A 10927-nucleotide genomic window follows, 5' to 3' on the forward strand; every position below is an offset into this window, starting at 1 on the left:
TTAAAGACTCAGGACACTAGCTGACGGCCATCGGCGGCGCGTCGTCCGGAGCGAGTTGAGCGCCGATCTTCCGGAACAGCCTGTCGGCCTCGTTCTTGTAGGCCCCCGTGTCGTCGAAGGCGGCCTCCTCGTAGGTGACGGCGACGGCAATGGCGATCTTCTGCGAGGGCAGATAGGCCTCCGCCGCCGCGGATCCGCTGAACAGCGGGTTCTGCATCAGCCAGTTGCCCACGATCGGCAGTCCGAGCCCGTAGGTGTAGTCCTCCGACTGCGGAAAGCAGGTGGTGCAGCCGGGCAGGGTGGTCGTCTTGCCGCGAAGGTCGGTCGACACCATGGCCTCGTAGGACTCGGGCGTGAGAAGTTCGCCCGTGCCGATGGCGACGGCCGTGTCGTGGAGATCGTAGATGTTCGTGGTCTGGATGGCTCCGTGGGTGATGGTCCAGGACGGGTTCCAGTATGTGGATTCCTCGTAGAACGGCGCACCGGGCGGGATGTGCAGGGCCTCGCGCCGCTCGGACGAGAACGCGTGCAGGACGGGTTCGGTGATCGCCGCCGTCCCCGGATCCGTGGTGTCGTCGAGGCCGAGCGGACCGAGCACCTTGTCCTGCATCAGTTCCGTCACCGGCTGACCGGTGACCTTCTCGAGAGCCAACCCGAGGATGACGTAGTTGGTGTGGGCGTAGTTCCAGTTGGTCCCGGGTTCGTACAGAAGCGGCTTCGACGTCGCGAACGCCAAGAGTTCCTCAGGCGTCCAGTTGCGGAACGGCGCCGCGTAGAGGGCCTCGGCGAATTCGGTGTTGCCGATGACGTAGTCGACGTAGCCCGAGGTCATCTGGGCGAGCTGACGGAGCGTCACGCGGTCGGCGTGCGGAATGTCGGGCAACCACTTCGACACCGTGTCGTCGAGGCTCACCTTCTTCTCGTCGACGAGCTGGAGCAGCAGCGTGGAGACGTAGGAGATGGCGACGGCTCCGTTGCGGAAGTGCATGTCGGTGGTGGCGGGCACCCCGGTCATCGACTCGCCGAGCGCCTGGGTGACGATCTCCTTGCCGTCGACCGTGACACGCACGATCACCGCCTTCAGGTGGCTCTCCGCCATGGTGTCGCGCACGATCTTCATCACCGCGTCGGCCTGCGCCGGGTCGGCCGACGAGACGGCAGAACCGTTGCTCGCGTCCGAGGAGGAAGAATCGGAGGACGAGGTGTTCGACGTGCACGCGGCCAGGAGAGCGAGGACGCACGTCAACAGGAGAACCCGCCGATTCGGTGTCATACCCGAGCTTGGCAGATGCGGGCGGCCGCTGGGGGTGAAAACCGTGGAGCCGGCCAGGATTCCGGTCAGATTACCGGCCGGCCCAGATAGAGATCGCGGAGCAGCGCCACCTCGGCGCCGTGATGGATGACCTCCCGGTTGATGTGCAACACCAGCGCCGCCATCGGATAATCCGCGAACGGCCCCTCGTTGGGGCCGCACGGCCGGGCGAACCCCTCGACTCCGAGGTTTCGGACACCCGCAGACCAGGCCGCATAGTTCTCGTCGAGTTGCGCGAGCGCCTCAGCCGCGGTGCCGGCGTACTCGAACGTCTGATAGTCGACCGGCGGCCCGCCGAAGTGACTGGCGATCCGCACCCCGAAGACGCCGACGATCACATGCCCGAGCCGCCACGCGATGGTGGTGACCGGTGGCGGGTCCGGTTCGGGGAAGGCGAAGTCGATGGTGAACGCGCCACTTCCGGCCTGGACCGGCGCCTGCGACTCCCCGCGCGGGCGCACACTCCAGCCGTCGGGCGCGGGTTCCCAGAAATACTCCTCGTCGGTCAACCCCTCCAGCCGGGGACGCAACTGATGCTCCCAGTGCCAGCTGAGCTGGTCGGCAAGTTCGTGCGGCCAGTCCATGTCCTGACTCCCCTCTCGTTGTCGCCGATCGGGACAGTGGTTTCGGGACGGCTACCGCACACCGTCCGGGACCCGGACCCCCGGATGATTGACCCGGAGGTTCATCGCCGCCAGCGCGACCATCCGCTCGATCCGTCGCTGCCTCGTGTCCGGCTTCTTGGCTGACGCTATCCACTCCAGGATCAGCCGTGTCGAAGACGGCGGAAACTTGTCGAAGTTCGCGCGTGCAGCGTCGTTTCGCCCGAACGCTGCCCGCAGATCGCCGGGGACGACCGAGCTGTCCCCGTTCGCCGTGTTCTCCCAGGTCCCCTTGGCCTTGGCCAGATCGATGGCGGCGTAACCGTGCTCGGTCATCAGTCCCTGCTCGATCATGTCAGCCGCGCGCCGCCGGTTCACCGCGCTCCAGGTGCTACGCGGGGTGCGCGGCGTGAAGCGCAGTTGAGAACTGCCGGCGTCTCGTCTGCGGTGCAGGCCGTCGATCCACCCGAAGCACAGGGCCTGCTCGATCGCCTCGTGGTATCGCAGGCTCGGCGTTCCGCTGTCCTTGTGGTGGATGATCAGCCAGACCTCCTTCTCGGTCCGGCAGTTCTCCGAAAGCCAGGCACGCCATTGCGCGGTCGTGCGAGCGACGACGGTGTTCACGTCGTGGGTGTCCATCACGCGCCTGCCTGTGCAGCCAGAATGTCCAGGTAGTGCTGGTTGAACATGACGCCGAGGATGTTCCCGAACGGGTCGGCCACGGACGCGGTGACGAATCCCGGGCCGTGTTCGACCGGCTTTCCGTGCAGGGTGGCCCCCAGGGACAGCAGCCGCTCGACGCTCGCCTCCAGATCGTCGACGTGCCAGTAGGTCATCGTGTTCTCGGCTTCGCGTGACCGGTCGGGCGTCGCGAAACGGCTGTCGATGATGCCGAGTTCGTGCTGGTAGTCGCCGATCCGGAATTCGATGTAGGCGGGCGCCCCCTCCACCGAGCGCACGAAGTACGGCTCGATTCCGAGCAGTTCGGTGTACCAGGCCTGGGCGGCCGTGAGGTCGTCGGCGTAGAAGTTGACGGTGGTGAGTCCTCGCAACATGGGTGGTTCCTCTCCTCGGTCGGTGACAACACCCATCCTCCGACCCAAAGTGCTCACCAATTGAGCACTTTCCGAGGGAAACTCGAGACATGCGCGCTGACCGACTCGTCGCCACCCTCCTGCTGATGCAGTCCCGAGGTCGGGTGACCGCCGCCGAAGTGGCCGACGAACTCGAAGTGTCCGTCGCCACCGCCCGCCGTGACCTGGAAGCGCTGTCCGCCGCCGGCATCCCGGTGTATCCGCAGTCCGGGCGCGGCGGAGGATGGTCGCTCGTGGGCGGCGCTCGCACCGACCTCAGCGGGTTGTCCGCGACCGAGGCGCAGGCGCTGTTCCTGCTGGTCGGCCCGGCGGCCGCCGTCTCGGGCGAGGCCAAGGCCGCGCTGCGCAAACTCGTGCGGGCGCTGCCGCAGACCTTCCGGGCCGACGCCGAGGCCGCCGCCAGCGCCACCATGATCGATCCCACCCGCTGGGGCGAACGCGATCGCCGCAGGCCCGAGATGGTCGACCTGCTGCAGGCCGCCGTGATCCGGCGGCGGAAAGTTCGCCTGACCTACACGAACAGCGCCCGGCAACGGTCCGAGCGACTGGTCGACCCGTGGGGTCTCGTCGACAAAGACGACATCTGGTATCTCCTCGCCGGGACCGAACGGGGCCGGCGGACCTTCCGAGTCGACCGGATCGTCCACGCCGAATCGACCGAGCAGCCCGCCGAGCGCCCCGACGACTTCACACTCGCCGCGGCGTGGGACGAAGTGGTCGGCGAGGTGGAACAGCGTCGCTCGACGACCTGGGCGACCGTGCTCATCGACGCCAGATTCGTGCCGATCCTGCGCGATCACTTCGGGCGGCACTGCCACCCGGACGGTGAGGACGACGACGGTCGCGCCCGGATCCGCCTCGCCGCCCCGACCCCAATGGATATCGCCCGGAACCTCGCCGGCTGGGGTTCGACGGTCGAGGTGCTCGAACCGCGATCGGTCCGGGCCGAGCTCGCCCGGATCGGCGAGGAACTCGCCCGCCGGTATCCCGGCGAGCGCGGTCGGGGAGCCTGACTGAGCGTCAGTCGGTCAGGTAGCGCTCCACCGTCTCGACCTTCGTTCGCAGCTGATCTCTGCGACCCGGCCGGATATCCGCTTTGAGAACGAGACTGACCCGCGGAAACTGTTCCAGCAGAACGTCCGTCGCACGCTTCACGACGGCCATCACCTCATCCCACTCACCCTCGACGGTGGTGAACATCGACGTGGTCTCGTTGGACAGCCCGGATTCGCGGACCACCCGCACGGCCGCGGCGACCGCGGCACCGACGCTGTCGGAGTCCCCGCCCATCGGGCTGACGCTGAATGCCACCAGCATGTGCTCTCCTTCTCCGGGCATCGAAACTTCGCGGCGTTCCACAGACACACGTCGGACGGCGCCCCTGATCAAGGGGACGCCGCCCGCGAGCACGAACGTCTGGTTACCAAGCTGCATGGTTGCGCGGGGTGAAATGTGGCCTCGGCGTCAGACATCCCCCCGTCTGACGCAAGCCCGCCGCGCTGAGCCCAGTTAGTGGGCTGTGCTTTTTGCGTGGGTGCCTACAACTCGTGCTGGGTGCCACGACCGAGAGGTGGAATCTTCTCTTCCGGTTCGACCTTGGTCTGCCGTGGATCCGTACCTCAGGTCTACCCCGCATATCCGGATAAGGCAATGAACCCGAGCTCGAGCGCGCCGGCCGATACGTCCAATTCGCCCAATAGCCGAGCTGCAAAGTCACCGACCCGGTCCGCTGGGCACGACAGAACTCACTGCCGAGGCGTACAAAGGAAAGACACCCAGGAGGCTCGGCAGTGGCGCGACAAGCCGCCACCCGCGCGATCTACGTGACAGGAAGAGCGATCTCCTCCAGCCACACGCACAGAGAGGACTTCGCATGGGAGTTCCGTGGGCACCACGGGCACGATCGGATGCGTACTGGGAGCACCAGGTCTCCGCCGAAGCGCGCGGCTGCGACAGTAGCGAAGCGAGAGAATCCGCACCCGCCGACAAGCGCCCGACCCTGGCCGACCACAGCATGACTCACCGCAACCCTGACGCCCCACCTGCAGATAGCAGTGAGTAAGGGGCACTAGGCCGTTCGAGGCAGGGACGACCCGCTAAGCGTGCCGGCGCGCGCCTGCAGCCGCAGCGCCTCGAGATTCTGCTGCATCTGCGGCCGCATGTCCCGGTGCTGCGGCTGCAGGCGTGAGTAGAGCGAGAGCAGCGGGCGGTACGGCAGTACGTCGATCCGATACGCGTGCGTCACCCGGGTCCCGTCGCCGTCCGCTCTGAATGTGTATGACCAGGTGGTCGAGTCGTGGTACAGCGGGTTGCGCCGATCCGACACCGTGTGGAACTCGAACTTCCTCCCCGGATCGGCGGCGGTCACCTCGCAGACCCGGGACCAGCGCATGTGATGTGCGCGGTTGTGCCCCCGGAATCGGGCGCCCACGGTCCCCGGCGACCGTCCCGGTAGCCACGCGCAGCTGCGGCACTCGGGGCTCCGTTCGCTGATGCGGGTGACGTCGGCGACCGCGTCGTACAGCTGCCGGGCCGGGATATCGATCCACAGTTCTGCCGAGCCCTCGGTGCGGACTGGCTGGTGGAGCCGGGGGCTCACGTCGAGGTCGGCGCCCCACCGAGCGGCGCATGCCCGCCGATAGGGTCGCTTGAACGCATGGAGCAGCATGAACCGGGTGGCGGGATCCACTTTGCGAACGGTGACGTCGTAGTCTTCCCGATCGACACCGTCGACGATCCAGTGCGCTTCGATCCCCAGCTCCCGCTTGGTCTTCGAGGCGATGAACACCTGCTGCTCCACGTCGTCCCACTGACGACAGGTCAGGGTGCGGGCGACGACCGGCATCATCTCGTCCTCTTCGCGCTGCAGGTGCGGCAGCAGAACCTGATCGAGAGCGGCGAGGGAACGCGAAAGGTCTTCTCGGGCAGCCGGATGCACACGGTACTCGGTTGCCGCAGCGGTGACCCGCTCCATCTCGGGGCCGATTCGCGTGTGGTCGGCGTCCATCGCGTCGAGCAGTGCTCCGGCGGCCGGGTTCAACTCGCGAACCAGCGGCCACAGTCCACGGTCCTCGCCGCTGTGGTGCAGGTGCAGGAAATGCATCATCCACACGAGATGATCGGCGAGGGCGACCCGCTGAGTCTGCGCGGGCGGAGGTGTTGTGCGCAGCACCTGCGCGGCGCGCGCAATATCGCGGCGCAGCGCGCTGTGGACGATGCGCATGATGCGAGTGTCGGCGGGAGGCCGAGTATCGGTTGTCATGACCTACTCCAGACAATGGTGCCCGTATGTCACACCGGGCGGTCGAAGATTTCTGCGATGCGGTCGATCAGCCATGACTCGTAGCGGACGCGACTCCAACCGCATTCGTCCACGAGCAGGGCATAGACCTGATCGTGGGTTTGCACCCACAGTTCGTCGACCTGACCAGGCTCGGCGTGGTGGCCCATGATCAGGTTTGCGACGTCGGCGACCGAGCGCCTGCGCTGCCCCTCCAGGTCGGCGGCCACCGCTCCGAGCGTGGCATCCGCCGTCGCACCCTGGCGGATTGCCATGGCCAGGCGGTAGATGCGCTCGTTGATCATGGCGATCATGCGCGCACCCATCTCGATGCGGTCGCCGGTCGTGCGCCCCGTACCGATCGCCGTGTAAACGGGCCTGTCGGCCAACGGCACCTGTGCGTCATCGCCGACGATGGCGACCTCGAGCGCCGACTTCAACAGGTCCGCCTTGGATCCGAACGTCGTGTAGACGGTTTCGACGGAAACCGCCGCGGCCCGCGCGACATCCCTCATCCCGGTGGCGACCCAGCCGTGCTCGGCGAACAGCCGGGTGGCGGCCTCCAGTACGACCGCCCGCGTCTGAGCTGCCTGCATCCGACGCAGCGGAGAGCGGTACCGGCGGGTCCCAGATCCGCCCGGCTCCGCAGAGTCGTACTCGACCGTCGCCATACCCCCAATATTAGAACGCACAAGTTTTCAATACAACACTGTTCAAGCGATTTCCGGGCGGGCACGTCAGCACGCTTCGCTCCTCCGAAGTGGCTATCCGTGGACACCACACCATGGCCGAATCCGAGGGATACCCGTCATTGACGCCATGGCTTCGGCCTGCGCACGATAGATACATGAACGACGTGCTCGTCGCCCTGACCCCCGGCTACCAGCCCCTCGACGTGGTCGGACCGCACGAGGTGTTCTCCGTTGCCGGCGCACTGCTCACCCGCGACGGTGGCGCGAGCGGCTATTCGACCAGGCTCGCCGCCGCCGAGGTCGGTCCGGTGCGCGCGGACAGCGGCCTCGGCCTGGTGGCCACCGAATGCCTTCCCGAGCGTGGGCCGATCGGCACGCTGCTGGTCCCCGGTGGGTTCGGCGTGCGGCGGGCCGCGCGAGATGCCCCCGAGTTCGTCGCCTGGCTGCAACGTGCCGCACCGCGTGCCGAGCGCGTGGTGTCGGTGTGCACGGGGGCATTTCCCCTCGCGGCGGCAGGCCTGCTCGACGGGCTTGCGGCCACGACGCATTGGCGCTGGGCCGGGCAGCTCGCCGCCGAGCACCCGGCGGTCGACGTCCACGAGGACGCAATGTACGTGCGGCAGGGCCGGGTGTGGACCTCCGGCGGGGTGACGGCCGGAATCGATCTCGCGCTCGCCCTCGTCGAGGCCGACCACGGGCCCGACCTCGCCCAGCGGATCGCCCGCGAGCTGCTGGTGTTCGTGCGCCGCCCCGGCGGGCAGAGCCAATTCGCAGCGCCGACATGGGATCCCCCGGCGCGACGCCCCTCGGTGCGGGCAGCGCAAGACCTCATCCACGCCGAACCCGGCGCCGACCTGCGGGTGCCTGAGCTGGCTCGGCGGGTCGACATGAGCGTGCGTCACTTCACCCGCGAGTTCACCCGTGAGCTCGGACGACCACCCGCGGAGTATGTCGAGCAGGTTCGGGTCGACGCAGCGCGGAGACTTCTGGAGTCCGAACCCGTCCTCGTCACCGAGGCCGCCACCCGATGCGGCTTCGGCTCACCCGAAACGATGCGCCGGGCATTCCTGCGACGTCTCGGTGTCGCACCCGACCACTACCGGCGGCACTTCGCCGCCACCGCATCCTGACCCCACTGTGCAAGGAGAAGGTCGTGAGCACCGTCGATTCGGCACGCCCCACGTGGCGTGCCGCCCTCACCAACCGCGCGTTCGTCGTCCACTACCTGCAGATGCTTCTCGCGATGCTGGCCGGAATGGCCGTGTTCGCGCCCCTGTCGATGCTTGTCGGCGACGACGCGCACGTCGAAGTGCATGCGTTGCTGATGGCCACCTCGATGACCGCCGGGATGACGGCATGGATGGCCTGGCGGCGGCATTCGTGGCCGGCGATCGCCGAGATGGGGCTGGCGATGTATCTCGCGTTCGTCGTGCTGTTCCCGCCGCTCTGGCTCGGCCTGCTCTCCGGCGACGGCCTGATGCTCGCCGGCCATGTGCTGATGCTCCCCGCGATGGCAGTGGCCATGCTGCATCGCAGGGAGGAATACGTCGGGGCGCATTGACTCCCCACCTGGCAACTCTGACATCGCCACCGGCTGATGAGTCCGGTCGCATTGCAGAATGCCCCGCGCGGCACCAGGGCTACCGCGGCGGTCGGGGCACAACGGTAGCGCCGATCCGCAATGATCACACCGTGGCAACCTTCAACGACTACGACACGTACGCGTCGGCGTATGACGCCGACATCGGGAACAACGTGTACAACGCGTTGTACGAGCGACCCGCGACCTTGGCGCTGGTCGGCGACGTCGCAGGCCGGAAAGTGCTGGATGCGGGCTGCGGCGGCGGTGCGCTGTCGCGCGCACTCGTCGCCGCCGGTGCTGCCGTCACCGGCATCGATCTCAGCACGGGTCTACTCGCGATCGCCCGAACGCGCCTGGGTCCCGACGTGTCGTTGATCCGGGCGGATCTCAACCGGCAGTTACCCATCCGGTCATCGACCTTCGATGTCGTCGTCGCGTCGTTGGTGATGCACTACGTCCACGATTGGTCGAGACCGTTGACCGAGTTCCGCCGGGTACTCGCGCCAGGCGGGTACGTCGTCATCTCGACCCATCACCCGTTCGTGGACTTCAGGCTTGCCGGGCAGGGCGATTATCTCGGAACGTACGAGTTCACCGAGGAATGGGTGAAGTCCGGCGAGACGTTCCACATGAAGTTCTGGCACAGGCCGTTGCACGCCATGTTCGACGCATTCACCGCAGCGGGATTCACCGTCGAACGTATCTCGGAGCCGCGGCCCGCTGCAGCGGTGCGCGATCGCTCCCCCGAACACTTCGAGCGGCTCAGCCGTGAGGCGCCGTTCATCTTCTTCACACTGCGCGTCAGGGAAGATGCATCAGCTTCCTGGCGAGGGTGAAGAGGCGGCGCGCCAGCCTCACCACGGGAAGGCCCAGAGGAAGCAGGATGACTGTCACGCAGAGCACCCCACCGACAAGCCATACCACCGCCGCGACGATGCCCAGCACCGTGCCGAGAATGGCCGTGAGGATGCCCAGCACCACGTCGAGCAGGCCCCGTAGTAATCGCATGACGACCTCCTGACCTCCTGGTTCCAGTCTGCGCGCCGACGGGCCGAAGCGCACCTCTGAAGGATGCCCTTCAGGGAAGGGAATACCGCAGCACCGCGAACCGTTGACACACTCGACGGTGTTCGACCCGATGCCCCGGGTACCACATTGAAAATTGTCGCTTCGAGCGACCACTTGCCGAGAGGCGCACTGGCGGGCACCGTCACCCCCGGCCGGGTCGGACCTACATTGCGTAGCGCGCCTGGAAAGGAAGCGAAGCCGCTGACACCGTCAGGTGCCGGCGGCTTCTTGCGTGCGCAGACGAATGTGGGCACCACCAGCGTGACTGCAGGGCACTCATCGGGATCGAACGGCTGCGCTAGACCACCCGCTCCAGCACGCGCACGTCGGCATCGAGCTTCCGGTACAACCATTGCACGGCGACGAACGCGAGCCCGGAGGCCGCGCACAAGCCCAGGACCGAATCGCGCACGAGGGGAAGCTCCGCAGACTCGAGGTGCTGAAGCCGGCAAGCACCCCGACGAGCGGCACGGACGGGGTCACCACCAGATATACCGTCGTTCGTCGGCGCAACCCGCGAAGAACGACGGTGTCGTACGCAGTCGTGAGGCCGTGGCGCAGACAGATGGGATAGACACAGCGAACGACGGAGAACGTCGACAGAAAGAACGTGTAGGCGACGGAGATGGTGCCCGCCACCAGCACAGTCGTCGCCGCATGGACCATCGGCCAGGCCGGGAGGTCAGCGAACCACGAACTGGCCACGCCGGACGACGCGACCGCGCGTGGGGAAGCGCATGAGGTGTGGCAACTGCTGAACCTCGCCGAGTACCGGCCGCTGGTGGGATAATCCAACCAGGAGGATCTTCCACCCCCAAGAAGCAATGCCCTCGCAAAACGTCGACCCCGGCCCAGGGCCTCAGGACCGCCCGAGTGCGCCGGGGTCGGCCCACATACGACGGGCGTGGTCGTGCGGCAACCGACTGCGCGCGGACCAACACCGGGAAACCCACAATCGACGTGGAGGGCTCCGATTTCTTGTCGCTCTTCTCTGACATGCGGTAACAAGTCGAAGCCCGTCGCCGACGTACTAGATGACGTAGCCGACGATGACGCACCCGAACAGAGGGCGCTGGACTCGGAAGCGCGCAGGCAGATGAACGAACTGCTGAGCACGCTGCCGGAAAAGCACCGGGAGATCTCGATCCTCCGCCTCGTGGTCGGTATGTCAGCCGAGGAGACGGCCGCGGCCGTGGGTAGTAGCGGGAGCTGTCCGCGTGGCTCGACACGAGCCTTCGCGGGTGACGAGGGCAGGTGAGAGGTTTGGCTAGGGGCAACAAGCGCAACGGCAATCCCG

General features: G+C 67.0%; 13 protein-coding genes and 1 pseudogene. 6 read left to right on the forward strand and 8 right to left on the reverse strand.

Features of this window, described 5'->3' with window-relative positions:
• Positions 1–16: 16 nt before the first annotated feature.
• The 4 genes from AZG88_RS27110 to AZG88_RS27125 form a co-directional block, all read right to left on the reverse strand.
• Positions 17–1273 (reverse strand): serine hydrolase domain-containing protein, encoded by a 1257-nt coding sequence (locus AZG88_RS27110; protein ID WP_061699688.1) that lies wholly within the window; start codon positions 1271–1273, stop codon positions 17–19.
• A 65-nt stretch (positions 1274–1338) separates the two neighbouring features.
• Positions 1339–1896, reverse strand: coding sequence for a DinB family protein (locus tag AZG88_RS27115; RefSeq protein WP_061699689.1), 558 nt, complete (start codon positions 1894–1896; stop codon positions 1339–1341).
• 51 nt (positions 1897–1947) lie between these two features.
• On the reverse strand, positions 1948–2553 hold the full coding sequence (locus AZG88_RS27120; RefSeq protein ID WP_061042970.1) for a YdeI/OmpD-associated family protein: 606 nt from the start codon (positions 2551–2553) through the stop codon (positions 1948–1950).
• Positions 2553–2969 carry a VOC family protein gene (locus AZG88_RS27125; RefSeq protein ID WP_061699690.1) on the reverse strand — a complete coding sequence of 139 codons (417 nt, stop codon included), beginning with the start codon at positions 2967–2969 and terminating at the stop codon, positions 2553–2555. Before AZG88_RS27125 ends, AZG88_RS27120 begins: the two co-directional genes overlap by 1 nt.
• An 89-nt stretch (positions 2970–3058) precedes the next feature.
• Here AZG88_RS27125 and AZG88_RS27130 point away from each other — a divergent pair, with 89 nt between their 5' ends.
• The gene (locus AZG88_RS27130; protein ID WP_061699691.1) at positions 3059–4021 is read left to right on the forward strand and encodes a helix-turn-helix transcriptional regulator; all 963 of its coding nucleotides are present in this window, start codon (positions 3059–3061) and stop codon (positions 4019–4021) included.
• 7 nt (positions 4022–4028) lie between these two features.
• Here the strand turns inward: AZG88_RS27130 and AZG88_RS27135 are convergent, their stop codons facing one another.
• From AZG88_RS27135 to AZG88_RS27145, 3 genes are all read right to left on the reverse strand, one after another.
• Positions 4029–4325: an MTH1187 family thiamine-binding protein gene (locus tag AZG88_RS27135; protein ID WP_061042968.1), complete on the reverse strand. Its 297-nt coding sequence runs from the start codon at positions 4323–4325 to the stop codon at positions 4029–4031.
• Positions 4326–5076: 751 nt separating this feature from the next.
• Positions 5077–6270: a hemerythrin domain-containing protein gene (locus AZG88_RS27140; protein WP_005240708.1), complete on the reverse strand. Its 1194-nt coding sequence runs from the start codon at positions 6268–6270 to the stop codon at positions 5077–5079.
• Positions 6271–6299: 29 nt separating this feature from the next.
• The gene (locus AZG88_RS27145) at positions 6300–6959 is read right to left on the reverse strand and encodes a helix-turn-helix domain-containing protein (RefSeq protein ID WP_061042966.1); all 660 of its coding nucleotides are present in this window, start codon (positions 6957–6959) and stop codon (positions 6300–6302) included.
• A 176-nt stretch (positions 6960–7135) separates the two neighbouring features.
• Between AZG88_RS27145 and AZG88_RS27150 the strand changes: the two genes are divergently transcribed.
• The 3 genes from AZG88_RS27150 (at position 7136) to AZG88_RS27160 (ending at position 9398) form a co-directional block, all read left to right on the forward strand.
• Complete coding sequence (locus AZG88_RS27150; RefSeq protein ID WP_025432378.1) at positions 7136–8110, forward strand: GlxA family transcriptional regulator; 975 nt, start codon at positions 7136–7138, stop codon at positions 8108–8110.
• A 23-nt stretch (positions 8111–8133) separates the two neighbouring features.
• Positions 8134–8541, forward strand: a complete 408-nt coding sequence (locus tag AZG88_RS27155; protein ID WP_005240705.1) for a hypothetical protein — start codon at positions 8134–8136, stop codon at positions 8539–8541.
• A 131-nt stretch (positions 8542–8672) separates the two neighbouring features.
• Positions 8673–9398: a class I SAM-dependent methyltransferase gene (locus AZG88_RS27160; RefSeq protein WP_061042965.1), complete on the forward strand. Its 726-nt coding sequence runs from the start codon at positions 8673–8675 to the stop codon at positions 9396–9398.
• Here the strand turns inward: AZG88_RS27160 and AZG88_RS27165 are convergent.
• Positions 9364–9570 carry a hypothetical protein gene (locus tag AZG88_RS27165; protein WP_025432377.1) on the reverse strand — a complete coding sequence of 69 codons (207 nt, stop codon included), beginning with the start codon at positions 9568–9570 and terminating at the stop codon, positions 9364–9366. The genes AZG88_RS27160 and AZG88_RS27165 overlap by 35 nt on opposite strands.
• Positions 9571–10258: 688 nt before the next feature.
• Between AZG88_RS27165 and AZG88_RS52920 the strand changes: the two genes are divergently transcribed.
• A complete protein-coding gene (locus AZG88_RS52920) occupies positions 10259–10420 on the forward strand; it encodes a hypothetical protein (protein WP_197487947.1) in 162 nt (53 codons plus the stop codon).
• Positions 10421–10633: 213 nt separating this feature from the next.
• Positions 10634–10901 (forward strand): annotated as a pseudogene (locus tag AZG88_RS54240) (RNA polymerase subunit sigma); the annotation flags it as partial.
• Between the last annotated feature and the right edge of the window lie 26 nt (positions 10902–10927).

Source organism: Rhodococcus sp. LB1, from assembly GCF_001583455.1.
GTDB classification, from domain to species: Bacteria; Actinomycetota; Actinomycetes; order Mycobacteriales; family Mycobacteriaceae; genus Rhodococcus_F; species Rhodococcus_F opacus.

Coding starts and splice junctions, on each gene's coding strand:
- AZG88_RS27135 (WP_061042968.1), bottom strand. CDS start 4,325: ATGCTGGTGGCATTCAGCGTCAGCCCGATGGGCGGGGACTCCGACAGC.
- AZG88_RS27130 (WP_061699691.1), top strand. CDS start 3,059: ATGCGCGCTGACCGACTCGTCGCCACCCTCCTGCTGATGCAGTCCCGA.
- AZG88_RS27110 (WP_061699688.1), bottom strand. CDS start 1,273: ATGACACCGAATCGGCGGGTTCTCCTGTTGACGTGCGTCCTCGCTCTC.
- AZG88_RS27165 (WP_025432377.1), bottom strand. CDS start 9,570: ATGCGATTACTACGGGGCCTGCTCGACGTGGTGCTGGGCATCCTCACG.
- AZG88_RS27120 (WP_061042970.1), bottom strand. CDS start 2,553: ATGGACACCCACGACGTGAACACCGTCGTCGCTCGCACGACCGCGCAA.
- AZG88_RS27150 (WP_025432378.1), top strand. CDS start 7,136: ATGAACGACGTGCTCGTCGCCCTGACCCCCGGCTACCAGCCCCTCGAC.
- AZG88_RS27125 (WP_061699690.1), bottom strand. CDS start 2,969: ATGTTGCGAGGACTCACCACCGTCAACTTCTACGCCGACGACCTCACG.
- AZG88_RS27145 (WP_061042966.1), bottom strand. CDS start 6,959: ATGGCGACGGTCGAGTACGACTCTGCGGAGCCGGGCGGATCTGGGACC.
- AZG88_RS27115 (WP_061699689.1), bottom strand. CDS start 1,896: ATGGACTGGCCGCACGAACTTGCCGACCAGCTCAGCTGGCACTGGGAG.
- AZG88_RS27140 (WP_005240708.1), bottom strand. CDS start 6,270: ATGACAACCGATACTCGGCCTCCCGCCGACACTCGCATCATGCGCATC.